22 protein-coding genes, 2 tRNA genes and 3 pseudogenes are annotated in these 25,470 nt (G+C 67.8%); 15 read left to right on the top strand and 12 right to left on the bottom strand.

Going from position 1 to position 25,470, the window contains the following annotated elements; translation table 11 throughout:
• The 3 genes and pseudogenes from ABD655_RS16415 to ctaE form a co-directional block, all read right to left on the bottom strand.
• Positions 1-743, bottom strand: a pseudogene (locus tag ABD655_RS16415) (cytochrome bc1 complex Rieske iron-sulfur subunit); the annotation flags it as partial.
• A gap of 33 nt (positions 744-776) precedes the next feature.
• Positions 777-1,577 carry a cytochrome bc1 complex diheme cytochrome c subunit gene (gene qcrC, locus ABD655_RS16410; RefSeq protein ID WP_344712976.1) on the bottom strand — a complete coding sequence of 267 codons (801 nt, stop codon included), beginning with the start codon at positions 1,575-1,577 and terminating at the stop codon, positions 777-779.
• 17 nt (positions 1,578-1,594) lie between these two features.
• On the bottom strand, positions 1,595-2,194 hold the full coding sequence (gene ctaE / locus ABD655_RS16405) for an aa3-type cytochrome oxidase subunit III (protein WP_344715750.1): 600 nt from the start codon (positions 2,192-2,194) through the stop codon (positions 1,595-1,597).
• Positions 2,195-2,422: 228 nt separating this feature from the next.
• On the opposite strand from ctaE, the gene trpD reads away from it, so the two are divergent.
• The 4 genes from trpD (at position 2,423) to ABD655_RS16385 (ending at position 6,608) form a co-directional block, all read left to right on the top strand.
• Entirely contained in the window at positions 2,423-3,484 is a 1,062-nt protein-coding gene (gene trpD / locus ABD655_RS16400) for an anthranilate phosphoribosyltransferase (protein ID WP_344712977.1), read from the top strand.
• A gap of 96 nt (positions 3,485-3,580) precedes the next feature.
• Positions 3,581-4,084 carry an aromatic ring-opening dioxygenase LigA gene (locus ABD655_RS16395; protein WP_344712979.1) on the top strand — a complete coding sequence of 168 codons (504 nt, stop codon included), beginning with the start codon at positions 3,581-3,583 and terminating at the stop codon, positions 4,082-4,084.
• 16 nt (positions 4,085-4,100) lie between these two features.
• Positions 4,101-5,096: a PHP domain-containing protein gene (locus tag ABD655_RS16390; RefSeq protein WP_344712980.1), complete on the top strand. Its 996-nt coding sequence runs from the start codon at positions 4,101-4,103 to the stop codon at positions 5,094-5,096.
• A 78-nt stretch (positions 5,097-5,174) separates the two neighbouring features.
• On the top strand, positions 5,175-6,608 hold the full coding sequence (locus ABD655_RS16385) for an MFS transporter (RefSeq protein ID WP_344715610.1): 1,434 nt from the start codon (positions 5,175-5,177) through the stop codon (positions 6,606-6,608).
• Here ABD655_RS16385 and ABD655_RS16380 read toward each other — a convergent pair.
• The 4 genes and pseudogenes from ABD655_RS16380 to ABD655_RS17000 form a co-directional block, all read right to left on the bottom strand.
• Positions 6,511-6,840: an SHOCT domain-containing protein gene (locus ABD655_RS16380; protein WP_344712984.1), complete on the bottom strand. Its 330-nt coding sequence runs from the start codon at positions 6,838-6,840 to the stop codon at positions 6,511-6,513. The two genes, ABD655_RS16385 and ABD655_RS16380, sit on opposite strands and share 98 nt — an antisense overlap.
• A 61-nt stretch (positions 6,841-6,901) precedes the next feature.
• Positions 6,902-7,258, bottom strand: a complete 357-nt coding sequence (locus ABD655_RS16375) for a response regulator transcription factor (RefSeq protein ID WP_344715608.1) — start codon at positions 7,256-7,258, stop codon at positions 6,902-6,904.
• A gap of 97 nt (positions 7,259-7,355) precedes the next feature.
• Positions 7,356-7,613 (bottom strand): annotated as a pseudogene (locus tag ABD655_RS16370) (response regulator); the annotation flags it as partial.
• Positions 7,614-7,645: 32 nt separating this feature from the next.
• A complete protein-coding gene (locus ABD655_RS17000; RefSeq protein WP_425561679.1) occupies positions 7,646-7,864 on the bottom strand; it encodes a hypothetical protein in 219 nt (72 codons plus the stop codon).
• Between the two features lie 41 nt (positions 7,865-7,905).
• Here ABD655_RS17000 and pheA point away from each other — a divergent pair.
• Positions 7,906-8,807 (top strand): annotated as a pseudogene (gene pheA / locus ABD655_RS16365) (prephenate dehydratase).
• A gap of 436 nt (positions 8,808-9,243) precedes the next feature.
• On the opposite strand, the gene ABD655_RS16360 reads toward pheA, so the two are convergent.
• From ABD655_RS16360 to ABD655_RS16345, 4 genes are all read right to left on the bottom strand, one after another.
• The gene (locus ABD655_RS16360; RefSeq protein WP_344710395.1) at positions 9,244-10,296 is read right to left on the bottom strand and encodes an MsnO8 family LLM class oxidoreductase; all 1,053 of its coding nucleotides are present in this window, start codon (positions 10,294-10,296) and stop codon (positions 9,244-9,246) included.
• Between the two features lie 77 nt (positions 10,297-10,373).
• Positions 10,374-10,772, bottom strand: a complete 399-nt coding sequence (locus tag ABD655_RS16355; protein ID WP_344710393.1) for a TM2 domain-containing protein — start codon at positions 10,770-10,772, stop codon at positions 10,374-10,376.
• A 229-nt stretch (positions 10,773-11,001) separates the two neighbouring features.
• A complete protein-coding gene (locus ABD655_RS16350) occupies positions 11,002-12,369 on the bottom strand; it encodes a cryptochrome/photolyase family protein (RefSeq protein ID WP_344710391.1) in 1,368 nt (455 codons plus the stop codon).
• A 176-nt stretch (positions 12,370-12,545) separates the two neighbouring features.
• Positions 12,546-13,748 (bottom strand): diacylglycerol/lipid kinase family protein, encoded by a 1,203-nt coding sequence (locus ABD655_RS16345; protein WP_344710389.1) that lies wholly within the window; start codon positions 13,746-13,748, stop codon positions 12,546-12,548.
• A gap of 53 nt (positions 13,749-13,801) precedes the next feature.
• On the opposite strand from ABD655_RS16345, the gene serS reads away from it, so the two are divergent.
• The 9 genes from serS to ABD655_RS16300 all read left to right on the top strand — a co-directional run bounded on the left by serS (position 13,802) and on the right by ABD655_RS16300 (position 22,399).
• Positions 13,802-15,082 (top strand): serine--tRNA ligase, encoded by a 1,281-nt coding sequence (serS, locus tag ABD655_RS16340; protein ID WP_344710387.1) that lies wholly within the window; start codon positions 13,802-13,804, stop codon positions 15,080-15,082.
• Between the two features lie 58 nt (positions 15,083-15,140).
• The gene (locus ABD655_RS16335; RefSeq protein WP_344715605.1) at positions 15,141-16,049 is read left to right on the top strand and encodes an HAD family hydrolase; all 909 of its coding nucleotides are present in this window, start codon (positions 15,141-15,143) and stop codon (positions 16,047-16,049) included.
• Between the two features lie 134 nt (positions 16,050-16,183).
• Positions 16,184-16,268 (top strand) — tRNA-Ser (locus ABD655_RS16330).
• Positions 16,269-16,325: 57 nt separating this feature from the next.
• A complete protein-coding gene (locus ABD655_RS16325; RefSeq protein WP_344710383.1) occupies positions 16,326-17,585 on the top strand; it encodes an LCP family protein in 1,260 nt (419 codons plus the stop codon).
• A gap of 116 nt (positions 17,586-17,701) precedes the next feature.
• Positions 17,702-17,790, top strand: a tRNA-Ser gene (locus ABD655_RS16320).
• A 107-nt stretch (positions 17,791-17,897) separates the two neighbouring features.
• On the top strand, positions 17,898-18,887 hold the full coding sequence (locus tag ABD655_RS16315; protein WP_344710381.1) for a CoA transferase: 990 nt from the start codon (positions 17,898-17,900) through the stop codon (positions 18,885-18,887).
• Positions 18,888-18,955: 68 nt separating this feature from the next.
• A complete protein-coding gene (locus ABD655_RS16310) occupies positions 18,956-19,963 on the top strand; it encodes an enoyl-CoA hydratase-related protein (protein ID WP_344710379.1) in 1,008 nt (335 codons plus the stop codon).
• 127 nt (positions 19,964-20,090) lie between these two features.
• On the top strand, positions 20,091-21,656 hold the full coding sequence (istA, locus tag ABD655_RS16305) for an IS21 family transposase (protein WP_344710377.1): 1,566 nt from the start codon (positions 20,091-20,093) through the stop codon (positions 21,654-21,656).
• The gene (locus ABD655_RS16300; protein WP_344710375.1) at positions 21,653-22,399 is read left to right on the top strand and encodes an ATP-binding protein; all 747 of its coding nucleotides are present in this window, start codon (positions 21,653-21,655) and stop codon (positions 22,397-22,399) included. The genes istA and ABD655_RS16300 overlap by 4 nt, the downstream gene beginning before the upstream one ends.
• Before the next feature lie 175 nt (positions 22,400-22,574).
• On the opposite strand, the gene ABD655_RS16295 is transcribed toward ABD655_RS16300, so the two are convergent.
• Positions 22,575-24,155, bottom strand: coding sequence for a flavin-containing monooxygenase (locus ABD655_RS16295; RefSeq protein WP_344710373.1), 1,581 nt, complete (start codon positions 24,153-24,155; stop codon positions 22,575-22,577).
• A 222-nt stretch (positions 24,156-24,377) separates the two neighbouring features.
• Between ABD655_RS16295 and ABD655_RS16290 the strand changes: the two genes are divergently transcribed.
• Positions 24,378-25,466, top strand: coding sequence for an extracellular solute-binding protein (locus ABD655_RS16290; protein WP_344710371.1), 1,089 nt, complete (start codon positions 24,378-24,380; stop codon positions 25,464-25,466).
• Positions 25,467-25,470: the final 4 nt, after the last annotated feature.

Genomic DNA, 25,470 nt, shown 5'->3' with positions numbered 1-25,470 from the left:
CAGCACGATGGCCTTGGCCTTGGCCTCGAGGTAACCCTCCGAATGCCGAGTGCGGCGAGGGCTTCGGGAATCACGTGCACCGCAGAGCCGAGTGTGACGTCGGCAGCACGGATCGGCGTTTCCTCGGGATCGTGGGCAAGACGCATGCCCTGCGTCCACATGGTCTCCTCGAGGAGGGCCACCGGGTTCTCGCCCTCCGGAGCCAGTCCACGGAACAGGACGATGCCGGGTGCGACCGAGGCCACGACGGCGGCGATCAGCGAGTTGCGGATCATGACGCGCCGGCCGAACCCGGACTCCTCGTTGGCGTCCGCGAATGCCTGGACGGCGGCGGCGCGCGTCGTGTCGCGTCCGCGTGTGGCGTGACGGGGTTCGATGAACTCCTTGTCCGACATGATCGCTTTCGACCAGTGGATCGCTCCGAGGCCGAGCGCGAGCAGGGCAAGACCGATGCCGAGGCCGATGAAGAGATTGTTGTTGCGGATGTCGACGATCCGCCCGCTCTCGATCGGAAAGAGCATGTAGGCGGCGATCGCCCAGATGCTCGCCGCGACCGACAGGTAGAACAGCGTGTAGACCGTGCGGACGGCGCGCTTCGACGCTGCGGGGTCCTTGTCGGTCATCCTCTCGCGGTGAGGCGGGAGCACAGGGAGCTGCACCGGGTCGGAAACCGCGACGGCGAGCCCGGGCGAGGGCTTCCAGGAAGCCCTTTCATGCTCGAGCGGGTCGTCATCGTGTGCCATGGTGATCCTCGTTCGTACGGTGTTCGAAATCGGTCAGTTGGACTTCGCCGTGATCCACACGGTGATGGCGATCAGACCGCCGATGCCGAAGATCCAGATGAACAGGCCTTCGGAAACGGGTCCGAGGGAGCCGAGCGTGAATCCGCCGGGCGACTCGTTCTCCTGCATGAACAGGAGTGAGGAGATGATGTCGCGCTTGTCTTCGGCCGTCAGGTTCACGTCGTTGAAGACGGGCATGTTCTGCGGTCCGGTGACCATCGCGGCGTACATGTGCAGAGCGCTGGTCTGACCCAGCGCGGGGGCGTACTTGCCCTCCGTGAGGGCACCGCCGGCGGCGGCGACGTTGTGGCACATTGCGCAGTTGATGCGGAACAGCTCGGCTCCGCGCGCGACATCCCCCTCGCCGTCGAGCACTTCCTCAGTGGGGAAGGTCGGGCCGGGAGCGGTCGACTGCACGTAGGCGGCCATCGCGAGGACCTGCTCGTGCGTGAACTGCACGGGCTTCTGCGGAGCCTGAGGCGCCTGTGCCTGCAACGGCATACGTCCGGTGGCGACCTGGAATTCGACGGACAGCTCGCCCACTCCGAACAGGGATGGACCGTTGGTGGAGCCCTGCAGGTCGAGACCGTGGCAGGTTGCACAGTTCGCCTGGAAGAGCTTCTTTCCGTCTTCGACGGTCAGCGCCGATGAGACGGCGGTGTCGGCGTTCGCTGCCATTGCAGCGGAAGCACCGGCGTAAACGCCGCCTGTGATCAGGAGGCCGATGCCGATGAGGGCTGCCGCCGCCCAGGGACTGCGACGGCCGTTCGAGCGGCGCTTGGACTCACGTGCCATTTCGGAAAAGCTCCGCTCTATTTCAGGAAGTAGATGACGAGGAAGAGGGCGATCCAGACGACGTCGACGAAGTGCCAGTAGTACGACACCACGATCGAGGTGGTCATCTCCTTGCGCCCGAAGTTCTTGACGGCATACGCCCGGCCGATCACGAGGAGGAACGCGAGCAGACCACCCGTGACGTGCAGCGCGTGGAAGCCCGTTGTGAGGTAGAACGCGGAGGCGTAGGAGTCGGAAGAGATCGGCATCCCCTCAGCGACCAGCTGCGCGTACTCCCACACCTGGCCGGAGACGAAGATCGCTCCGAGAGCGAAGGTCAGCCAGAACCACTCGACCATTCCCCAGCCGAGCCATCCGCGCTTCTTGGTCGAGTAGGGCTGGAAGCGCTCGGCGGCGAAGACGCCCATCTGGCACGTGACCGAAGACAGCACGAGGATGATCGTGTTGACGGTCGCATAGGGGACGTTCAGCAGCTCGGTTCGTTCCGCCCACAGCTCGGGAGACGTGCTGCGCAGAGTGAAGTAGATCGCGAAGAGCCCCGCGAAGAACATCACCTCGCTGCCGAGCCAGACGATCGTGCCAACAGCGACCGGGTCGGGACGCTTGACCGAGCGCATGGCCTGAGAGTAGGTCGCTGTCGTGGTTGTCACCCCTTCATTATGGCCGATTCCGGCGCGGTATTTTCCATCCCGGCGGGCGAATCGGGCCCGCTCCGACTTCGTGCCACTCCAGAGACCGCCGAGAGTCCGCCGGGAATGTCGCCAGAGGACGCCGAGAGGCCAGGTTGCTGCAGCGCGGTCCGGCCGGCAATCGCCCGGCGTGTCGCGCGGCTAGGCTCTTGGCTCATGGCGGAGTTGTACACCTGGCCCGGAATTCTCACCACGCTGGTTGACGGGCGCGACCTCAGCGTCTCCGAGTCGACGTGGGCGATGCGGCAGATCATGACCGGTTCGGCGACCCCTTCGCAGCTGTCCGGATTCCTCGTGGCACTGCGCGTCAAGGGTGAGACGGTCGACGAGATCGTCGGGTTCCGGGACGCGATCCTCGAGGCGGCGCTGCCGCTGCCGGTGGATGCGAACGTCCTGGACATCGTCGGCACCGGCGGCGACAGATTCGGCACCGTCAACATCTCGACCATGGCCGCTGTCGTCGCCGCGGCATCCGGTATTCCCGTGGTCAAGCACGGCAACCGGGCGGCGAGTTCGGCGTCGGGTTCGTCCGACGTGCTCGCGGCGCTGGGACTGGACCTGACCATCACGCCCGAGCAAGTCGCTGAGACCCTGTCCCGCGCGGGGATCACGTTCGCGTTCGCCTCCGCGTTCCACCCGGGCTTCCGCCACGCCGGCGCCACCCGCCTCGAGTTGGGTGTGCCGACCGTCTTCAACTTCCTCGGGCCCCTGTGCAACCCCGCGCGTGCCGAGGCCAACGCGGTCGGCGTCGCGCAGCTGGACCGCGTGCCGTTGATCACAGGTGTCTTCCGGACCCGCGGCGCGACGGCGCTGGTGTTCCGCGGCGACGACGGGTTGGACGAGCTGACCACGACCGGCCACAGCAGACTGTGGGAGGTGAGCCGGGGCGACATCCATGAGCACGACCTGGATCCGCGCGATCTGGGCATCCCGGTTGCCGATATCAACGACCTGCTCGGGGGCGATCCGGCGCACAACGCGCAGGTGGTGCACCGCGTCTTCGCGGGCGACCAGGGCCCGGTGCGGGACATCGTGCTGCTCAATGCTGCGGCCGGCATCGTCGCGTTCGAGCTCTTCCAGGACGCGACACAGGTTCAGCGGCCGATTCTGGAGCGCCTCGCCGCGGCGAAGGACGTCGCCGCCGAGGCGATCGACAGCGGCGCGGCAGCCCAGAAGCTGCAGACCTGGGTCGAGGCCACCCGCTCGTACGCGGACTGAGGATCTGATGTCGATCGGCTGACACCGACACTTACCTCGTTGCGCCGGGCGCGGCTAGCGTGAAGACACACGCACCACCGAATGCAGGAGGATGCCATGACCGACGCCCCGATCACCGCCGCCGACACGGCGGCCGCCGTGGAACCGCCCGCCCGCAGCCTCAGGCTCGTCAAGGTCGCCGGCATCCTCGGCATCCTGGGCGGGATCGCGCTGATCCTGGTCGGGGTCGTCATCTGGATCGCGGTGTCGATGCAGCTGCAGGCCGAGAGCATCACGATCCCCGACGACGCGATGGCGTTCCAGGGCCAGACGGTCGCCGGTCCCTTCACGGCGTATGTGCAAGCCGACATCATCCAGCACCATGCCCTGGAAGCTTCCGGCGGCAAGACCTACGCCGAACTCGCGCAGGACGATCCGGTGCGCCAGACCATGATGACCGCATCGTTCTTGCGGGCGTCACTGTTCACTTCCGTCGTCTCGTTCGGTGTCGCCGCATTCGCGATCGGCGTCGGCATCCTGTCGATCCTGTTCGGCTGGGCCATCCACCGGCTCGCGAGCGCCCCCGTCGTGATCAAGCGGTCGACTCTCGCCGAGGCGTGACCACGCCCTCTCGAAGATGCACCCCTCCGACGCGCTGAACGAGATCGCGACTCTGCTGGAGCGCGAGCGGTCGTCTCGGTACAAATCCAAGGCCTTCCGCACGGCCGCTGACGCGATCGCCGGACTCAGCGACGAAGACCTGCGGGATGCTGCCGCCCTGCGTCGCCGCAAGGGGATCGGCGAGTCCACGTTCGCGGTCATCTCCGAGGCGCTCGAGGGGCGCGTGCCCGGCTACCTGGTGGACCTGCGCGAGCGGGCGGGAGTGCAGCGGAGCTCGACGCTGCGCGGGATGCTGCGCGGCGACCTGCACAGCCACAGCGACTGGTCGGACGGCCTGACGTCGATCGATCTCATGGTGGAGGCTGCTCGGACCCTGGGGCATGAATACCTGGCGCTGACGGACCATTCACCGCGGCTTCGGGTGGCGAACGGCCTGTCACCGGAACGACTTCGTGCGCAACTGGACATCGTCAAAGGCATGAGCGGCGACGGCTTCACCCTGCTGTCCGGCATCGAGGTCGACATCCTCGAGGCGGGCGGGCTCGACCAGGAGCCGGATCTGCTGGATGAACTGGACGTCGTGGTGGCATCCGCCCACTCGAAGCTGCGCATGGATCGCGGACCGATGACCCGGCGGCTGGTGGCCGCCGTGTCCGACCCACGGGTCGACGTGTTGGGGCACGTCACCGGGCGGCTCGTGGAGGGCTCCCGCGGCACGCGTCCCCCCTCGAGCATCGACGCGCGAGCCGTGTTCGAGGCGTGCGCGGCGAACGGTGTCGCTGTGGAGATCAACTCCCGCCCCGAGCGACAGGATCCGCCTGACGAGATGATCGCGATCGCGCTCGAGCTCGGATGCCTCTTCTCGATCGATTCCGACGCGCATGCGCCCGGCCAGCTGTCGCTGCTCGACTACGGCGCGGAACGCGCGGAAAGGGCCGGGGTGCCGCCCGAGCGCGTCGTGACCACGTGGTCCCTGGAGCGGCTCCGGGAGTGGACATCGCGCCGGCACTGACCGGGGCGCCGGGAAGGTACACCGTCGAGCGGTGACGTTCCTGCAGACCCGTCCGCGGGAACCCGCGTGAGGGCGGGCGTGCCGCCGCGCGCAGGTCGCGGCATCCCCTGGTTCGTCGTGGCGGGCCTGCTCGTCGCTGCCCTGAGCATGCGTGGTCCGATCGTGGCGCCCACGCCGGTGCTGCGCGACATCGAGGCGGACTTCGGCATCGGCTCGGCCACCGCCGGGCTGCTGACGACCGCACCGGTGCTCATGTTCGCGCTGCTCACTCCGCTGGCCGCGCTGGTGATCCGCAGATCGGGGGCTGAGCTCGCGCTGATGCTCTCGCTGAGCGGCGTGCTGCTCGGGACGGTGATCCGGGCACTGCCTGGATTCGGCTGGATGCTGGCCGGCATGTTCGTGATCGGTGCGGCGGTGACGATCGGAAACATCGTGATCCCGGTGATCATCCGCCGCGACGTGCCCTCCGCGCACGTCGGCATCATCACCGCGGCGTACGTGGCGATGCTCAACGCCGGTTCGCTGGTGACCTCGTTGCTGACCGCTCCGCTCGCTTCGCTCATCGGCTGGCCGGCGTCGCTGCTGGCGTGGTCGCTGCTCACGGTGGCCGGGATCCTGCTGTGGGCCGCTCACCTGTCCCGCACCCGTCGTCCCGGCGGAGGCTGGGCGGACCGGTACTCGGGACCGGAGCCGAGATCCGAGGGTGGGAGATCAGCGGTTCGCGACATCGATCCCACCACCCTCACCGGTCCGCTGCCGGTCGCCGCGCGCGGTCGGCAGGAGCGCACGATCCTGCGGCGCCCGGTCACCTGGCTGCTGCTGTCGGCATTCGCAGCGCAGACCACGATCTACTACTCGCTCTCGACGTGGCTGCCGACGCTCACGGCGGACGAACTGGGACTGGACCCGGCAGCGGCGGGCGCTCTCGCATCGCTGTTCCAGGGCGCGGCCATCGCGGGCGCATTCGTGGTTCCCCTGCTCGCGCGGTTCACTCCCGCGATCGTGCCGACCCTGACCATCTGCGCATCGTGGCTGATCCTGACGGTGGGGATGCTGTTGGCGCCGCAGCTCACGTGGCTCTGGCTCGTGGTCGGGGCCGTTGCCCACGCCGGCGGTTTCGTCGTCATCTTCACCGCCCTCGTGACCGTCGCGCGGAACGACCGCGAAGCTGCGGGCATGTCCGCCCTCGTCCAGGGGGGCGGGTACGCGTTCGGCGCCCTCGGCGCGCCGGTGGTGGGCGCGCTGCACGAATGGACCGGGGATGGAGCGCTGCGCTGGCCCTGCTGGTCGTGCTCGCGGTCTTCTACTGCGTCGCGCTTCTCGCAGCGGTCGCGCGTCACGTTCCGGCCGGGGCTGAGCAACGGCGACGCGCCGGCCCAGGGCGGGCGGCGCGTCGCGTTCGGAGTCAGCGTCCTCAGGACGGCGGTGCCGCGTTCGCGCGCAGGACCTCGAGCCTCGCGCGATACTCGACCTCGTCGATGTCGCCCTTGGCGTAGCGCTCGGCCAGGGTGACCTCGGCCTGCCTCAGGGGGCTCAGTCGCCCGTGCGGTCCGTAGCCGTTCTCCCTTGCCGCGCGCCGCCAGCGGCGGCCGAAGAGCGCGAAGAGCAGGGCGAACACCAGGATCCAGAACAGCGGAATCAGCAGGAACCACCAGCCGAACCCCGGACCCCACCCGACGAAATGACGGTCGGCGGTGGAGGCGACTGCGGTGAGGGCATTGACAGCGGCGAGCGTGGTGGACATGGGCTTCCTCTCGGTCGGGATCGCGGTCTTCCCTGCCGGCGGAGGGCCGCGATCGCATGCGTCAAGCCAACCGAGGGCGCAGCATCCGCGAATCTGTCCGGGAAGGCATTGCGGATGCTTCCGCCGGAGTACGCGGAGGGTGGAGGCTACTGCCAGCCGGGCGCGACGAGGCCGGATTCGTATGCGGTGACGACGAGTTGCACGCGGTCCCGGGCGCCAGCTTCTGCATGATCCGCGAGACATGCGTCTTCGCGGTGAGCGGCGAGAGGAACAGCCGCTGTGCGATCTCGTCGTTGGTGAGGCCCTGGCCGACCAGGCGCAGCACTTCGGTCTCGCGCTCGGTCAGGGTCGCCAGGCGCGTGGGATCCGCCGCATCCCGCATCCCCAGTGCGGCGCGCTCGAGCAGGCGTCGTGTCACGCCCGGCGAGAGGAGGGGCGTCGCCGCCGGCGACCACACGCACGGCGCGGATGAGGTCGACAGGCTCGGTGTCCTTCACCAGGAAGCCGCTCGCGCCGGCGCGGATGGCCCGGGCGACGTACTCGTCCAGCTCGAACGTCGTGACGATCACGACGCGGACGCCGGCCAGGGTGGCGTCGGCCGCGATCTGCTCGGTCGTCCAGAGGCCGTCGCCGTCCGGCATCCGGATGTCCAGAAGCGCGACGTCGCGGGGTTTCGCGGCTTCGCCGCAGCAGGGCCTCACCACCGGACGCCTCGACGACGACCTCGATGTCGGGCTCCGAGAGTCCAGCAGGGCACGGAATCCGGCGCGCACGAGCTGATGGTCATCGGCCAGCGCGACCCGGATCACGACGCACCCGCCACGGGAGCCGTGCGGTCACCACGGTGCCGGCGCGCGTGGCCGGGGTGATCGTGTGAGCGCGCCGCCGGCGAGCTCTGCACACGCTCGCGCATACCTCGGATGCCGGCACCCTCGGTCGCGGCCGAATCAGGGCCGGTGCCGTCGTCCTCGACGGTGAGAACGAGCTGGTCGGCGCCCGGGGACTGGAGTCTCTCGAGGGTGATCGTGGCGGTGGAGCCGCCCGAGTGACGGACGACGTTCGTGAGTGCCTCTCTTCACGGAGGCCGCGCTGGCCAGGTGCCCGAAGCGCGCAACCAGCACTGGCGGTCGGTCCGCAACGTCGGCGAGGCGCTCGCCGACGTCGTGGAGGGTCGTTCAGACGCCGCGATGATCGCGATCGAGAACTCCGTCGACGGCGGTGTCTCGACCGCCCAGGACGCGCTCGCGACGATGCCCGGTCTGCGGATCGTGGGGAGTACCTCGTCCCGGTCGACTTCGTCCTCGTCGCCCGGCCGGGGACCACGCTCGAGCAGGTCTCGCTCATCGCGGCGCACCCGTCGCGTATGCGCAGTGCCTGCAGTGGCTGACCCGCACGCTTCCCGCGCACGCGCACGTCCCGGCATCCAGCAATGTCGCAGCGCCATGGGCCTGCTCGACGGGACCAGCGATGCGGATGCCGCGATCGCGCCCCCCGGGATCCTCGAGCATCACGAGCTGACCCTGCTCGCCGAGAACCTCGGCGACAACCCGAACGCCGTCACGCGGTTCGTGCTGGTGGCCCGCACCGTCGCGCCGCCGGCGCCCACCGGCGCCGACAAGACGTCGCTCATCGCAGAACTGCCCGATGACCACCCCGGTGCGCTGCTGGAGATGCTGGAGCAGTTCGCGACGCGGGGCATCAACCTCTCGCTGCTCGCGTCCCGCCCGATCGGCGATGCCCTCGGCCGCTACCGGTTCGTCATCGACGCCGATGGCCACATCGAGGACGAGCGCATGGCCGACGCGCTGCTGGGTCTGCGCCGCTTCAGCCCGAAGGTCGTCTTCCTCGGGTCCTACCCCCGCGCGGACCGCGCGATCGTGCGCTATCCCGAGCGGTACTCCGACGACGTCTTCGTCGAGGCGCGCGACTGGCTGCGCGGGCTGCTGAGCGGCGAGCCCGAGGCCTAGTCCCGCCCGGTCGGCCGAGGGTGGTCGGTCCAGTGCGGTCGGTCGCTTCGGCCGTTGCCTCGTGAGGGGATGCGCGAAGCTGAGGATTGGATCGGGCGCTTCGGTCCTCAGGACTGACCATCTCCTCCGGTGCGCACGCCCGGACCGCACGTACCGTCCACGTGCTCCGGTGCGCACGCCCGGACCGCACGCACCGTCCACTTGCTTCGGTGCGCACGCCCGGACCGCACGTACCGTCCACTTGCTTCGGTGCGCACGCCCGGACCGCACGTACCGTCCACTTGCTTCGGTGCGCACGCCCGGACCGCACGCGAGGTCCACGTGCTCCGGTGCGCACGCCCGGACCGCACGCGAGGTCCACTTGCTTCGGTGCGCACGCCCGGACCGCACGCACCGTCTACCCGCTTCGGGGAGTTCACCGGTCCGAGCTCCCCGCTCAGGCCGCGAGCAGCTCCAGCGTCTGCGCCCGGCCGGTCGCGGCATCCATCGGCTCGCCGTCGAAGGCGCCGCCGACCGGCGAGATCATGACCTCGTCCACGCCGTACTTGGCGGCGAACTCCGCGACCTGGGCTCGCACGTCCGCGCCGGTGCCGACGAGCCAGCGGCGGCGTGCGGCGGCCATGATCGACTCTGCCTGCGCGTCCGCCTCGGTGGCGAGGGCGGCGCGCGCCTCCTCGACGGTCTCGAGCGCGGTCAGCGGCTTGCCGGTGCGCAGCCGCGCCATCATGCGCAGCTGCGGCAGTGCGCGGGCTTCGGCCTCCTCGGCATCCGTCGCCGCTACGGCGTTGATCGTCAGGAACGTCCGCGGCTCGGGGTGCGCCTCGGTGGACTGGTAGCCGGTGCGGTACAGATCGAGCGCGCGCTCCAGGCCCTCGCCCGAGAAGTGGTTCGCGAACACGTACGGCAGACCGAGGGATGCCGCCAGCTGCGCCGAGTAGTCACTCGAGCCGAGCAGCCACACGTCGGGGGCGCCCTCGGCCTGGGGTGTCGCGTGGATGCCGTACTCGCCGCCGCTCGAGAACCGCACGGTCGCCCCGTCGGGTGAGACGAGCGAAATGATGTCGCGGATGTGATCGGGGAAGCGTTCGACGTCCGACGTCGTGCCCGACATCCGCAGAAGCTGCGTGATCACGGGGTCGCTGCCCGGCGCCCGGCCGATACCGAGGTCGATGCGGCCCGGCGCGAGCGCCTCGAGCGCGGCGAACTGCTCGGCCACCACGAGCGGCGAGTGGTTCGGCAGCATCACACCGCCGGACCCGACGCGGATGCGGCTGCTGCGCGCCGCGGCGGCGGCGATCAGGACAGGGGGGGTGGTCGAGGCGACCGCGGGCATGTTGTGGTGTTCCGCGAACCAGTAGCGACGGTAACCGAGGTCATCGGCGCGCGCGACGAGGTGCAGCGACGCCGCCACCGCCTGAGCGCTGGTCTGCCCGGTGCGCACGGGCACGAGGTCGAGAACGGACAGGGCGGGTGCAGGTGGGGTGCTCATCCCCAGATGCAACCCGCTCGGCCGGTCGCGGCATTCCCGACGGGCGTCGCGTGTTCACAGGCCGCGCCGTTCCGGGGCTAGGTGGCCTTGACGACGAGTCCCTGCTTGTCCGTCGCCGCTCCCGCGATCGTGAGGATGATGTCGATCAGCCACCAGATGCCGAATCCGCCGAGCGTGACCAGCTTCAGGATGCCGGTGCCCACCTTGCCGAGGTAGAACCGGTCGATGCCGAGCTCGCCGAGGAAGATCGACAGCAGCAGGGTGGCGACCCACGACTTGGGGCTGAGCCCCCGCTGCGGAGCCGCACCGTACTGCGGTGCCGATGCACCATACTGCGGGGACCCGCCGCCGTACTGAGGTGCTGCGCCGTACTGCGGGGCTGGGGCACCGGGCGCCGGCTGGTACTGCGGTGGCTGCTGCTGGTACTGCGGCGGCTGCTGGGGCTGCGGCTGCGCGGGCTGGGTCGGTTCGGACATCGGGTTCCTGTCGGTTCGAGGGCAGTTCCCTCGAGCGTAGAGGTCCGGTTGTCCGCGCACCCGGTGGCCAACCCCCGGATGCGCCGCGGGCTGGCCCGCACGACCCCGCCGGTGACTGAGCGAAGCCCCCCCGTGTTCACTTGCGCTGTTTGTACGCCGCAGAGCGCCTTTCGCGTACAAACAGGACAAGTGAACGAGAGTGAGGGAGCAGGAGTCGGCGCACCGGCCCTCAGGGGCGTGACGTGCGGCGCATCCGCTCGTACGCCGCAAGCGCGTCCTTTCGCGACTGCGCGAGGTCCACGATCGGCGGGGGCGCGAGATCCGCGGCATCCGGCCCGTACTCCGGCGCCCACTGTCGGATGTACTCGGAGTGCGGGTCGAACTTCTTCGCCTGCAGCTCGGGGTTGAACACACGGAAGTACGGGGCGGCGTCGGCGCCCGACCCGGCCACCCACTGCCAGTTGAACGGGTTGCTCGCGCCGTCGGCATCCACCAGCGTGTCCCAGAACCACTCCTCGCCCCGTCGCCAGTCGATGAGCAGGTTCTTCACGAGGAAGGATGCCGTCACCATCCGGATGCGGTTGTGCATCACCCCCGTTCGCCAGAGTTCGCGCATGCCGGCATCCACGAGCGGGACGCCGGTGCGGCCCTGCTGCCATGCGCGCAGCTGCGCCGGACGCAGCCGGGGCCAGGGGAACGCGTCGAACTCGGGGCGGAGGTTCTTCGTCGCCAGATCCGGGTGGTGATACAGGACATGGGACGCGAACTCCCGCCACCCGAGTTCGGAGAGGAACCGCCCTGCCGGGTGACCTGACTCGATCGTCTCGTGCCACACCGTGTGCGGGCTCAGTTCGCCCCAGCGCAGCCGAGGGGAGAGCCCCGAGGTCGCGCCCGCCGACGGCTCGTCCCGCGAACGGTCGTACTCGGCGAGGTCCTCGGCGAGGAACTCCCGCAGCCGAGCGCGCGCGGCGGGTTCGCCGGGTTCCCACGTCTCGCGCAGGCCCCCTGCCCAGTCCGGATCCGTCGGCAGCAACGCCCAGTCGTCGAGGTCGTCGCTCGTGGGCTCCGACTGCGGGCCCGGGATCTCGCGCGGCTCGGGAAGCGGCGCCCGCGGCGCCGGCATCGACTGGCACGCCCGCCAGAACGGCGTGAAGACCGAGTACGGCGTGCCGGCGCCCGTCTGCACGGTCCACGGTTCGAACAGCAGCGAGGCGCCGAACGACGCGACCGTCACGCCGCTGCCGCGCAGCGCGGACTTCAGCGCGGCATCCACCTCCCGCTCCGCCCCGCCGTATCGACGGCTCCAGAAGACCGCGTCGGCGCCGGCATCCTTCACCACCTCTTCGACGACGGATGCCGCTCGCCCGCGCCGCAGCACGAGCGTCGAGCCGCGCTCGGTGAGGCGCGCGGACAGCGAGCGCAGACTGCCGTCGAGCCACCACTTCGCCGCGCCGCCGAGCGGGCGGATGCCGTCGGACTGCTCATCGAGCACGTACAGGCCGATCACCGGCTCACCGCGGTCGATCGCGGCCCGCAGCGCCGGGTTGTCCGCAAGGCGCAGGTCATCGCGGAACCACACGATCGACGGCTGGCGCATTGTCGGATGCTACCCGCGCCCGGCGCGAGCGGACCGAGTGGTTGACACGGAGGCTGCTGCGCACCCGCCCGCGCCGTCCCTCTCTCCGTGTCCCACTTATGCATGCGACACGCCGCGGCGCGCATGCATAAGTGGGACACCGAACAAGAAGAACAGAAGCTGCGGCATTCCGCGCCTCAGAGGCTCGAGGTGTCGTGCCCCTTCGGGACGACGGTGAGCAGCCCGCCCTCCACGACGCGGCAGCGCATGCGCACGGCTTCGCCGAACTCGTCGCCGTCCAGCTGCACCGGCTGCGCCGGAGTGGTCGCCAGATCCAGGCCCTTTCCGCGTGCATAGAGGACGGAGTTGTCCTTCGTGCGCAGGGACAGGACGCGGCGCCCGGCGCGGAAGCGGCGGAGGAAGCTGTTGTCCCATGCGACGCGGCGCCACACCAGCAGCCACCCGAGGGTGTTCTTGGGCTGGAAGATCGCGACGTCCAGGTCGCCGTCCGACACGGATGCGTCGGGGATGAGTTCCAGACCGGCCGGAAGCGAGCCGCAATTGGCGACGAGGACACTCTGCACGCGCGCCGAGTGGAGGCGCCGGCCGGGCACCTGATAGACGACGCGGAAGGCCTTCGCGCCCGCGAGCGACCGCGCCGCGCCGTCGACATAGGCGATCCAGCCCACTCGCCTCTTGAGGGTCCCGTTGGTGTTCGCGATCATCGCGGCATCCAGGCCCATGCCGCCCATCACCACGAACGCCCGCTCTTCGCTCTCGCCGTCTTCGCGCCGGATGGCGGCGAATCCCACATCGACCGCCAGCGTGTCCCCGTCGAACGTCGCGCGCACCATCGCCTCGGGGTCGGTCAGCGGCAGCAGCAGGTTGCGGGCGAGCAGATTGCCGGTGCCGCTCGGAACGATCGTCAGAGGCACCCCGCTCTCGCTCATCGCCTCGGCGACGGCGCGAACGGTGCCATCGCCTCCGGCGACCAGCACCGCATCCGCTCCCGCCTTCAGTGCCTGACGGGCCACGTCATCGCCGAGGTCATCGACCGTCGTCTCGTAGAAGAGGGGTTCGCTCCACCCTGCCTTCGCCGAGAGGCGCTGGACCATGGCGCGTAGGGCGGCGGCATCCACCTTGATCGGGTTGTAGATCAGGGCAGCCTTCGGACTCGGCTTCTCGGCGCCGCCGGCCAGGGGCTCGGTTCTGCCCTCGGCGTCGACCCGCCGGGCCTCGCCGCCCTCGCCGTCCGTGGTGTCCGGGGCGACGTCCTCGGGCTCGCGGATCACCTCGTCCGGCTGGGCCGCGTCCACGGGATCGATCGCGTCGGCGTCGGTGCCGGCGGGCGCATCCGCGGCCCGGGCAGGCATGCCGGACGCGTCCCCTGCGGTCACCATGGCTCCACACTAGGGCCGGCCGGTCGCGCGATGCCGCTGAGTACACTTGTCGGGTGATCGATCCTGTCTTCCTCCGCGAAAATCCCGAGCTGGTCAAGCGCTCGCAGGAGGCCCGGGGGGAGTCCCCGGCCACCGTCGACGAGGCCGTCGCCGCCGACCGCGCGCGTCGCGCCGCGATCACCGCCTTCGAAGAGCTGCGCGCCGCCCAGAACGCGCACGGCAAACGCGTCGCTCAGGCGCCGAAGGACGAGAAGGCAGCGCTCGTGTCGGCCGCCAAAGAGCTGAGCGAGCAGGTCAAGGCTGCGCAGCATGCGGTGACCGCCGCCGAGGAGGCCGCCGACGCCGCTCTCGCCACGCTGGAGAACATCGTGATCGAGGGCGTCCCTGCCGGGGGCGAGGACAACTTCGTCACGCTCCGCACCTCCGGGGAGCCCCCGGTCTTCGACTTCGAGCCCCGCGACCACCTGGAGCTCGGCGAGCTCCTCGCCGCGATCGACATGGAGCGCGGCACCAAGGTGTCCGGCAGCCGTTTCTACTTCCTCACCGGCATCGGCGCGCGGCTCGAGATCGCCATCATGATGCTCGGGCTCGACCGGGCGCTCGCCGCCGGTTTCATCCCGCTCATCCCGCCGACCATGGTGCGGCCGGAGGTCATGCGCGGCACCGGATTCCTCGGGCAGCACTCCGACGAGGTCTACCACCTCGAAGAGGACGACCTCTATCTCGTGGGCACCAGCGAGGTTCCGCTCGCCGGGTACCACATGGACGAGATCCTGGACCTGGGCAAGGGCCCGAAGCGCTACGCCGGCTGGTCCACCTGCTACCGGCGCGAAGCCGGCTCGTACGGCAAGGACACCCGCGGCATCATCCGCGTGCACCAGTTCAACAAGCTCGAGATGTTCGTCTACACGACACCGGAGGATGCCGAGACCGAGCACCTGCGCCTCGTTGCGATGCAGGAGCAGATGCTGCAGGACCTCGGACTGGCCTACCGGGTCATCGATGTGGCGGCCGGCGACCTCGGCTCCAGTGCCGCGCGCAAGTACGACGTCGAGGCATGGGTTCCGACCCAGGGCGCGTACCGGGAGCTCACCAGCACCAGCAACTGCACAACGTTCCAGGCGCGGCGGCTCGACATCCGCTACCGCCCGCCCGTCGAAGGCGGCGGTGCCGGCAAGACCCAGCACGTCGCGACCCTGAACGGCACCCTGGCGACCACGCGCTGGATCGTCGCACTGCTCGAGACGCACCAGCGGGCGGACGGGTCCGTTCTGGTGCCCGAGGTGCTGCGGCCCTACCTCGGGGGCCTCGAGATCCTGGAGCCGGTCGCGTGACGACGCGGAACGCGTGTCGCGCGTGTCAGCGCGCCGATCGCCCGGAGGGGACGATCGGATGAGCGAAGCGCACCTGCCGCCCACGGGCAGCGTCGAGGTCGTCCCCGAGCAGACCGCGGTGGATCTCGTGGAGGATGTGGCGCGCGAGGCGGAGGATCCCGGCATCCGCACCGAGCCGCTGCTCATCGCGCTCGACATCGACGGGACCATCATCCTGGAGGACGAGACGTTCAGTCCCGGAGTGGTCGAGGCCGTGGCGCATGCGCACCGTGCCGGACACGAGGTCATGCTGGCCACCGGTCGCAGCTGGGAGGGCACCGAAGAGTTCCTCGCATCGCTGAACATCGCACCCGAGTTCGTGGTGACCTCCAACGGGGCGATCATCCTGCGCAAGTCCGATGCCGACGTGCTCGCCTACGAACGCTTCCACACCGAGACGTTCGACCCCATCGAGGTGCTCACGCTGCTGCGCGAGCACCTGCCGGACGCGAAGTACATGGTCGAGCTGGCCGATGGGCGTCGCCTCTACACCGAGCACCTCGGGGACTGGAATCTTGAGCACGCCGATCGTGTGCCGTTCGAGCAGCTCAGTTCGATGCCGGTCTGCCGCATCGTGGTCGTGTCGCCCGGCGACACGGAGCAGGACTTCGTCGAGCTCGTCGAGCGCATCGGCCTCAACGAAGTGTCCTACGCCGTGGGCTGGACCGCCTGGCTGGACATCGCCCCGCAGGGCGTGGACAAGGGCACCGCGCTCGAGCGGGTGCGGTCGTGGCTCGGAATCGACCCGGCGCGCGTTCTGGTGATCGGCGACGGCCGCAACGACGTCGGCATGTTCCGCTGGGCGCTCGAGAACGGCGGCCGGGCCGTCGCGATGGAGCAGGGTCCGCAGGAAGTTCGGGATGCCGCGGGCGAGGTCACCACGTCGGTGCAGGCCGGGGGAGTGGCCGAGGTGCTGCGCAGCCTCTGAGCAAACGTCGACTGTGCTCGGAGTGCGTGACTGTGCTCAGGAGCCGTCCAGGCGCCCCTGGAAGAATCGGTTGGTGGTGCTCGGCTAGACTCGACGCCTGTTCGACGGATGCCGCGACCCTGTGTCGTCTGTCGGGAGGGTTGTCCGAGCGGCCGATGGACCTGGTCTTGAAAACCAGTGGGCAGCAATGTCCCGTGGGTTCGAATCCCACACCCTCCGCGTCGTCGTGGGTATGCTCGCCAGATCCACACCCCGAAGCATCCTGAAAGGACCCGAGTGAGCCAGACGACCAAGCCCGTCAAACGTGGCCGCCGCACCGTCGCGCGCCACGGGGAGCTGAAGTCGCCGCATCCACTCGCGATGCTGATGAAGATCCTCGGGATCTTCGTCGCTGTTGTACTCGTCTCGGGGGCCGGCGTCGCCGCGTACGCGGCCTACGACCTCACCGCCAGTTTCACGGACGACGCCGTCGACCTCGAGGGCCAGGACTCGGTTCCGCCGGACATCGGCGCGATCGAGGGTGGTGTCAACATGTTCATCGCCGGCACGGATGCGTGCGAGCCCGACTACGCCGCGTACTTCGGTGATCGCTGCACCGGTCCGGACTCCGAGGGCGAACTGAACGATGTGAACATGCTCGTGCACATCTCGGACGCTCCGCGTCGCGTCACGGTGATCTCGTTCCCGCGCGACCTGATGATCCCGATCCCGTCCTGCACCAACGAGGACGGCTCCGAGACGCCCGCGATGAGCAAGCAGCCGATCAACACCGCATATTCGTACGGCGGCCTGTCCTGCGTCGTGAAGACCGTCGCCGCGCTCAGCGAGCAGCCCATTCCGTTCGCCGCGAAGGTCACCTGGGGCGGCGTCATCGAGGTCACCAACGCCGTCGGCGGCGTCGACGTGTGCTTGGCCAGCGGCATCCGGGATTACTACACCGGGATCGACTGGCCGGCCGGGATTCGCAACATCCAGGGGATCGAAGCCCTTCAGTTCCTGCGCACGCGCCACGGTGTCGGTGACGGCAGCGATCTGGGCCGGGTCAGCAACCAGCAGCAGTACATGTCGCGCCTGGCCCGCAAACTGGTCAGCGAGGATGTGCTTTCCGATCCCGGTGCGCTCATGAAGCTCGCGACGACGGCGGTCGACAACGTGACCCCGAGCAAGAGCCTGACCAACCCGCTCACGCTCGTGCAGATCGCCCTCGCGGTCAAGAACGTGCCGTTCGAGGAGATCGTCTTCCTGCAGTACCCGGTCTTCACGGACCCGGCTGATCCGAACAAGGTCGTGCCGAACTACGAGTCGGCGCAGGCGATCTGGGACGCGCTCGCCGCCAACCAGCCGTTGCAGCTGACCGGTGACGCGGGCTCCAACGAGAGCGTCGTCGTCGTCGAGCCGGAGACGCCGGTCGAGCCGGCCGTTCCGGACCCGTCCGCGCCACCCGTACAGGAGTCCATCGCCCTGCCGTCCGACATCACCGGGTCTACGGCCGCTCAGGAGACCTGCTCGAACGGGAATCTGCGCGACGGCGGGTAGGTCTTCGGGGTCGCGGGTTGCGGGGCTCGCTCGGGAGGCTCCTTCTGGTTCGCTCGGCCCACTGCCAGCGGTTATGATTGCTGGGCGCATCAGCGTGGTTTCGACCACAGATGCCTGGAGACGTCGCATAGTCCGGCCTAGTGCACCACCCTGCTAAGGTGGAGACCCCTCACGGGGTCCGAGGGTTCAAATCCCTCCGTCTCCGCGTAGCGAATCGGCCCGAGTTCCCTTGTAAACACTGGGATCGCGGGCCAAAGCTTTGTCGGGAGATCGCGATTTGCGAAGAATCTGCGAACAACTGGGATTCCGCCGTTGCGCTCGCTCGCGATTGACCTCAGGCATCCGCATGGTCACGCCCTGTTCCGGCGGCTAGTGATGGCTTCCGATGTCGTCATCGACAACTTCCGATCGGGTGTACTCGGGCGATTGAGGATCGATCATGGCGCCCTCCTCGCAATGAACCCACACGTGTCTTCCGTCTCCATCACTGGCTTCGGCACTTCCGGACCGATGCAACACGAACCGGGGTTCGATCCCGTGCTGGGTGCCATGAGCGGGATGATGTTCGCCCAGGGTGGCTCGGACGACCCGGTCATGCACACGGTCGCGATCAACGATGTGACCGCCGGAATCATGGCGGCCTTAGGCTCGTGCCTCGCCGTCTACGCCCGGCGCACGGGCGCGGCCGCAGGGCAACAGGCGTCGACTTCGCTCGCCGCAGCCTCCGCTTTCGCGCAGATGGGTGAGCTGGTGCGATATGCGTCCCGTCCGCCAGCTCGCGTCGGATCGGCCGACCACCTCGGTGCCACGCCCCTCAGCCGCAGCTATCAAGCGTCCGATGGATGGGTGCGGATCCACGCTGAAGACGAAGCGGCGCAAACCCTGGTGCGCGCCGGTGTCGTCGGGTCGGCCGATTCTGCCGTGCTCGGTGCAAACCTCGAGACTCTTTTCGCAGCGTCGACGTGCAGGGAAATTTGCGAAATTGTGAGGGAACACGGCATCGTGGCGGTTGTCGCGCGATCCATGTCTGAGGCGACAAGCGATGACGGCGCGCTGGCGGTCGACTTGTTCCATCCGATGTCGAAGGCGGACGGCGGCCGGATGATGGTTCCGGGTCGGCTCGCGCATTTCAGCCGAACACCCCAGACGGCCGTCCTCGGTCCGCCCGGATTGGGCGAATACAGCCGCGGCGTTCTCGGAGGTTTCGGGGTAGACAACGCTGAGATCGACGAGCTCGTTCGCGACGGTGTCGTCGTAGAAGGCTCGCCAATGCGAATCGTCGGGATGCCCGGATACCGCTGACCGAGGGAGACAGTGTGCACGCCGAAACTACGCCCGCAGTAGGTACAACCGAGCGCCGTGGGCACACCATGGTGATCACGATCAACCGACCCGAGGTGCGCAACTGCGTGAACGCCGCCGTTCAACTCGGGATAGGCGGAGCCCTCGACGAAGCCGAGGGCGATCGCGACATCCGAACGGTGGTGCTCACAGGAGCGGGGGAAGCGTTCTGCGCGGCGGCTGACCTCAAGGCTGTGAGTCGCGGCGAAAGCCTGCTGCCGGAGGATCCCGTCGCTCGGTCCTGGGGGTTCGCGGGATACGCGTTCCACCCGATCACCAAGCCTACAATCGCCGCCGTCAACGGCGCGGCGCTAGGCGGTGGCACAGAGCTGGTGCTCGCTTCCGATCTCGCGGTCTCTGCGTCCACGGCGCGATTTGGATTGCCCGAAGTGACGCACGGGCTTTTCGCCTCAGAGGGCGGAGTCATGCGACTCGCTCGACAGATTCCCCCAAAGCGGGCTATGGAGATCATGCTCACCGAGGACCCAATCGATGCCCGTGAGGCATTCGTTCTTGGACTCGTGAATCGGGTAGTCGCCCCTGGGGACGTCCTTGACGCGGCGCTCGAGTTCGCCGAACGGATCAACGCGAATGCTCCTCTTGCGGTAGTGGCGAGCAAGCGCGTCGCGAAGGGCTCGTCGGAGGACGATCGCTCGATGAAGTCGACAGACTCTCCCTCACGCACGAACTTCAGCAGCTGGTACGGTCATCGCGAGACTTTCGGGAGGGGCCGCGTGCGTTTGCTGAGCATCGCGCGCCCCGGTGGGAGGGCCGCTAAACGCAACGATCGTCTGTGCGCTCCTTACCCACGAGCTGAAGGACCGAGCAGGATCGCAAACGATTCTGATCGACGGGATTCAAGCCAACCGTCACGTCCGGAAATCCCTCGGTTGACTGCAACCATGATCGTTCGGGGACCCGCTGCAACTGTCCACCGCCGTCGCGGCGTTCGCAGGGTCGAGCATGCGCTGCACAGCCTTCACGTTCGCGTTGGCACTGTGATGAGTATTCGGTCTTCTGAGGGCCGCCGTTATTGAGGTCGGGGGCCGGGCTTGCGTCGACGCGTTCGTGTCCGTGAGGGCCACCCGATGTTCGGGTTGAGGGCCATCGTTTCTAGGCTCCTTCTGCCGCGTGGCCTATCGCGCGGCAGAAGGAGTGATTCGGATGGTACGCAAGATCAGAGCGAAGCTGGTGCTCCGGCTTCGGGCGGAGGGGCTCTCGGGGCGGCAGATCGCAGCGCAGGGCATGTCGCGCACGAGCGTGGCGGCGGTCATCGACGCCGCTGTTCGTGAAGACGTGGGTTGGGACGACATCGCCGATCTTGAGGAGGCGGCGGTCTATGCGCGCCTGTTCCCGGGTCGTGGTGAGCACGACAGCGTCTACGCACAGCCGGACTGGGAGAGGATGCACCGAGAGTTGGCTCGGGTCGGGGTGACGCTCAAACTGTTGCACGGCGAGTATCTCGACGCCTGCCGGGTCGAGGGGTCCCCGGCGATGGGTTACGACCGGTTCTGCAAGTCCTACCAGCAGCACGTCCTCGTCGCCGGGGCGGCGTCGCGGGTCGGCCACAAGGCGGGTCAGACGGTCGAGGTCGACTGGTCGGGCAAGACGATGCAGCTCACCGACCCGGCCACAGGGCAACAGACTCGGGTGTTCGTGTTCGTCGGGTGTCTGCCGTTCTCGCGGTTCGCGTTCGTCGAGCCGACCCTGGATATGAAGCAGGACACCTGGTTGCGCGCGCATGTTGCGATGTTCGACTGGTTCGGCGGGAGCGTCCCTCGGGTCGTCCCGGACAACCTGAAGACCGGGGTGATCAAACACCCTGCCGAGGGCGAGGTGGTCCTCAACGACGCGTATCGAGAGCTCGCGGCGCACTACTCGGCGGCGGTGCTGCCGGGGAGGGTGAAGAAGCCGAAGGACAAGGCGAGTGTCGAGAACACCGTCGGCAACATCGCGACCTGGGTGATCGCGTCCCTCCGCGACACGCAGTTCGGCACCTTGCCGGAGTTGCGCGCGGCGGTCTATCAGCGCGTCGCCGCATACAACGCTGAGCCGTTCCAGAAGCGGCAGGGCTCCCGACAGGGGGTGTTCGAGGCGGAGGAGAAGCCGCTGCTGCGGCCGTTGCCGGCGACGCCGTTCGAGATCTCCCGGTGGGTCTATAGGCGCCGGGTTCAGAAGAACGGGCACGTGGTTTGGGAGCGGAACTTCTACTCCGTCCCTTACCCGCACATCGGCCGCGGTGTTGATCTGCGGGTCACCGACACCACGCTCGAGGTCTTCGCTGGGGACCAGCGGCTGACTAGCCACGTCCTCGCCCCGATCGGCGTCGTGAACGAGTATCGGACACATGACGGTGACCTACCTGACGGCCCTCGCTACCGGCAATGGGACGCCGCTCGGGTCAGGGAATGGGCGGCCCGGATCGGGGTGAACACCACGACGGTGGTGAACCGGATCTTCGAGTCCGTGCCCGTCGAGGAGCAGGGCCTGGACGCGGCGTTGGCGGTGTTGCGACTGACCCGCCGCTACTCCGCGGCCCGGGTCGAAGCCGCCGCCGGGATCGCCTTGACATCCCGGGTTCGGTCTCCGCGCTACGCGCACCTGCGGCCGATCCTCGAGACCAGACAGGACGACCCCGACTCCCGTGACGCCTGGTCGACACCAGCGAGAACGGCGGAGCCGGCCGGGTATGTTCGCGGCGCGGACTACTACGCGGGAGGCACCCGATGAGCCGCATCGATTCGGAGACGAAGCGGAAGCTCCGTGAGATGCGCGTTACGGCACTGGTCGACGCGTTCGAGGTCCAGGACGACACCCTGACGCTGGGGATGGTGTTCGAGGAACGCATCAAGCTCGCCGTCGATGACGCGCACGCCACGTTCAGCCATTCCAAGGTCGAGGGGCTGATCCGGCGCGCGGGGTTGCGTTACCCGAACGCGGACCTGCGCCGGCTCGATCTGCTAGAGCAGCGCGGCCTCGATCGGGGTGTGATCGCGCAGCTCGGGACCTGCGCGTTCATCACGAGGCAGCAGAACGTCGTGTTCCAAGGGTTCACCGGATCGGGGAAGTCCTACCTCGGATCCGCTCTCGCGAAGCAGGCCTGTCAGCACCGCTACCGGGCGCACTACGTCCGCATGCCCGATCTCGAAGAGACCTGGGCCGCGGCCCGGGATCGGCCCGGCGGGAAGGAGAAATGGCTCCGCAAATACGCTGCGTTCACGCTGCTCGTGATCGATGAATGGCTCCTCGACCCACCCGCCGATGACGTCCGCAGCATGCTGCTCGAGCTCCTCGAACGGCGCTACGACACCACCTCGACGGTGTTCTGCACCCAATACGCGAAGAAGGACTGGCACCAGAGGCTCGGCTCCGACGTCCACGCCGACGCGATCATGGACCGCATCGTGCACAACACCATCTGGATCGAGACCGGCAGCACCAACATGCGCGAACACACCGCCACCGCCAGCTGACCCGGCGCCGGTGAGCGCCCGTCACCTCGGCTGGCGCTCACCGGCAATATCGCCTGGCCCTGAACTGCAATATCCCCTGGCCCCGAACCGCAATAATCACTGGCCCTCAAACGTCCGAATACTCATGTGACTCGTGTGCGCTTCGGCCAACCGCCAAGGGTCACGCTCGTTTCAATCAGTCAGCCCTGGAGGACGACCGCAGCAGGATTGGTTTCGAGGTGTGGTCCCTCGTGCTACCGGACGATCGCGGTGTGTCGACGCGATCAGAGAAGATGAGTCCGCGCCGGGCGAGGAAACGCGTCGCCAGAAAGTAGATCCAATGGGTACGTGGCCACTGCGTGACGTTGGCGCCGCCGTCGAGGGTGTAGTAGTTGTGGCAGCCGGAGTTCATCGCGGACGCGTGTGTCTCTAGCTGCTCGTCAATCCACGCGGTCCAGCGTGCGAGCATTGATGGGTCGGTGTCGACGACCCGGCCACCGAACCGTTCGATTCTCCTGATTGCGCGAACGGCGAGTTCGGCCTGTCGTTCTAGCTGGGCGATAATCGAAGTCCCGCCGTTGGTGTTGGGCCCGTAGAGAATGAAGAAATTCGGAAATCCGGGCACGGTCACACCGAGAAAAGCGGTCGCCCGTTTCGCCCATGCCTCATGGAGTGACAGGTTGCCGCGTCCGCGGATATCGACGCTGCTGAGGAACTGCTGCGGCTGGAAACCCGTGCTGAGGATTAGCACGTCTGCTTTGCGTTCGACGCCGTCCGCGTCGATCAGCCCGTTCTTGGTGACACGCGTGACGGCGCGGGGGACAAGGGTGACGTTTGGGCGGTTTAGCGAGGGATAGAAGGTGGAGGCCACGACCGGACGCTTGCATCCCCACGCGTAAGTAGGAGTGACCGCGGCGCGGGTTTCGGGATCCTCGATCGTGCGGTCGATGAAGTCCTGACACAGGTCCTGCATCTTTCGCTGCATCCGTGACCTCGTGTCATACGCCTTGAACCGGCGATTGGCCTTGGCGAGCAGGAGCAGACGGTGAGCGCGCTGCGCAAACGGGACCCTGCGGTAAAAGGCCCTCTCCCTCGGGGTGTACGCGCGCTCGTGCTTGGGCTCGATCCACCCCGGTTCGCGTTGGTAGACGGTGAGATGTTCCACTCGAGCTGCTAGAGCGGGTGCCACCTGCACGGCGGTCGACCCTGTGCCGACGACCGCAACGCTCTTGCCGGCCAGGTCGTGCTGGTGCTCCCACCGTGACGTATGGAACGAGACACCCTCGAAGCTGTCGAGCCCGGGCCAGTCCGGATAGCGGGGCACGTTGAGCAGGCCCACCGAAGAGACGACGAAGTCGAACTCATGTAGCTCGCCGGTTGCGGTCTCGATCGTGTAGGTGGCGGAGTCTTCGTCCCATTGGGCGCGGTCGACCTTGGTATTGAGCCGGATGTTGTCGCGGATGCCGAAGATTTCGGTGGCCCGCTCGGCATACTCACGGAGCTCCGGCTGAGTCGCGTGCGTGCGCGGCCAATCCCACTTGAGGAACGAAAACGAGTAGACGTGGGAGGGGATGTCGACCTCGCAGCCAGGGTAGCGGTTCTGCCACCAGGTCCCTCCAACTCCGCTGTCCTGTTCAAAGATGGTGATCTCTGCGCGAGTCTTCGCTTTCAACTTGACCGCGAGCGCGATACCCCCGAAGCCAGCGCCGATGATCCCTACTCGGAGCGCACGCCTACCTGTGCCGGCGTTTGGGTGAGAACGGTCGGTGGTCTCCATGCGGGTTCCTTCTCTGACGGAAGAGTGGCGAGGCGCAGCGCAGTGACCTCATGGAAGCGAGTGTAGGACCGTCATACGATTTTTGTCAAAATGCTTGACCCCTGGACCGCTTGCGCCATACGCTAACACCAAATCCGAATAAAGGGATGCCCGTCCCGCAATGCGGAATTTCAACTACGAGTGAACCAAGGACGGTTCGCGCTCTCATCGAGGAGAGGCATCATGAAGAAGGCAATCAGCGGCCTGGGTATGCTCGCGGCTCTCATGTTTACGGTCAGCGCATGTGCTGCCGTCGACCCTGTGAGCGCCGATCCCGACGGAACGCGAAGCGCACCACCGACAAGCGACGTCGTGCTCACGTGGGAGACGACCGGGGGGCCGTCGACGGAGCGGGAGAAGGCAGCCTTCCAGGATCCATACACTGCCACGACGGGCGTGCGTTTCGAGAACGTGTCATCGCCCACCGCAGTCAACCAGATCCAGACGATGGTCGAGACCGGCAATGTGCTGTGGGACATAACCCATAAGGGATCCTTCGTCGCAGTACAGCACTGCGGCACGCTGTTCGAGGAAGTCGATTTCGCATCGTTGCCACTCGACCTCTTCCCCGACGGGTCGACGTCCGCTTGCGCGCGTCCGCTCACCAAATACGGCACGGCGTTCGCCTACGACCACGAGGTGTACACCGGAAAGGTCCCCAGCAAGATCGAGGACTTCTTCGATCTGGAGGCGTTCCCAGGCAAGCGAGTCGTCTACGCGGCCAGCGCGCGCGGCGTCTTTGAAGCGGCGCTCGCGGCAGACGGCGTGGCAGCGGACAACATGTATCCGCTCGACATCGACCGGGCGCTCGCGAAGCTCGACACAATCAAAAGCGACCTGATCTTCGCACCGACACTGCCGGCGCTTCAGCAGAACATGCTAGATAAGCAAGCCACCATGACGCTCACTTTGACGGGCGGCCTCGGTTCGATCTATGACCGCGGCGGCACCATCACGCCTGTGTGGGACTTCACCGCCTGGGACTTCGATGCTCTGCTGATCCCCAAAGGCTCCAAGAACACCGAAGAGGCGGCGAAAGCCATTGAGTTTTCGCTCCAGCCCGAGCAAGTCATCCGTTACGCCGAGACAGGCGGTCAAGCCCCGGCACGTAATGACGTGGACATCAACTCCATCGACTACTCGGAGTCGCAGCGACTCTTCAACCCCTTTCTCAACACGGATAAGGGGGAACTCTGCCTTCTCGATCCGACGTGGTGGGCCGAAAACAGCAGCCGAGCCGCCGAGGCATACGTCGCGTGGCAGGTCGGCTGACCAC

The organism is Microbacterium terregens (assembly GCF_039534975.1).
GTDB classification, from domain to species: domain Bacteria; phylum Actinomycetota; class Actinomycetes; order Actinomycetales; family Microbacteriaceae; genus Microbacterium; species Microbacterium terregens.
The sequence above is the reverse complement of the archived record's forward strand: the minus strand, read 5'-3'. Positions and strand labels throughout refer to the sequence as shown.

Bases quoted from the DNA above. Each gene is read 5' to 3' on its own strand.
- qcrC (WP_344712976.1), bottom strand. From the start codon at position 1,577: ATGGCACGTGAGTCCAAGCGCCGCTCGAACGGCCGTCGCAGTCCCTGG.
- ctaE (WP_344715750.1), bottom strand. From the start codon at position 2,194: ATGCGCTCGGTCAAGCGTCCCGACCCGGTCGCTGTTGGCACGATCGTC.
- trpD (WP_344712977.1), top strand. From the start codon at position 2,423: ATGGCGGAGTTGTACACCTGGCCCGGAATTCTCACCACGCTGGTTGAC.
- ABD655_RS16395 (WP_344712979.1), top strand. From the start codon at position 3,581: ATGACCGACGCCCCGATCACCGCCGCCGACACGGCGGCCGCCGTGGAA.
- ABD655_RS16390 (WP_344712980.1), top strand. From the start codon at position 4,101: ATGCACCCCTCCGACGCGCTGAACGAGATCGCGACTCTGCTGGAGCGC.
- ABD655_RS16380 (WP_344712984.1), bottom strand. From the start codon at position 6,840: ATGTCCACCACGCTCGCCGCTGTCAATGCCCTCACCGCAGTCGCCTCC.
- ABD655_RS16360 (WP_344710395.1), bottom strand. From the start codon at position 10,296: ATGAGCACCCCACCTGCACCCGCCCTGTCCGTTCTCGACCTCGTGCCC.
- ABD655_RS16355 (WP_344710393.1), bottom strand. From the start codon at position 10,772: ATGTCCGAACCGACCCAGCCCGCGCAGCCGCAGCCCCAGCAGCCGCCG.
- ABD655_RS16350 (WP_344710391.1), bottom strand. From the start codon at position 12,369: ATGCGCCAGCCGTCGATCGTGTGGTTCCGCGATGACCTGCGCCTTGCG.
- ABD655_RS16345 (WP_344710389.1), bottom strand. From the start codon at position 13,748: ATGGTGACCGCAGGGGACGCGTCCGGCATGCCTGCCCGGGCCGCGGAT.
- ABD655_RS16335 (WP_344715605.1), top strand. From the start codon at position 15,141: ATGAGCGAAGCGCACCTGCCGCCCACGGGCAGCGTCGAGGTCGTCCCC.
- ABD655_RS16310 (WP_344710379.1), top strand. From the start codon at position 18,956: ATGGTGATCACGATCAACCGACCCGAGGTGCGCAACTGCGTGAACGCC.
- istA (WP_344710377.1), top strand. From the start codon at position 20,091: ATGGTACGCAAGATCAGAGCGAAGCTGGTGCTCCGGCTTCGGGCGGAG.
- ABD655_RS16300 (WP_344710375.1), top strand. From the start codon at position 21,653: ATGAGCCGCATCGATTCGGAGACGAAGCGGAAGCTCCGTGAGATGCGC.
- ABD655_RS16295 (WP_344710373.1), bottom strand. From the start codon at position 24,155: ATGGAGACCACCGACCGTTCTCACCCAAACGCCGGCACAGGTAGGCGT.
- ABD655_RS16290 (WP_344710371.1), top strand. From the start codon at position 24,378: ATGAAGAAGGCAATCAGCGGCCTGGGTATGCTCGCGGCTCTCATGTTT.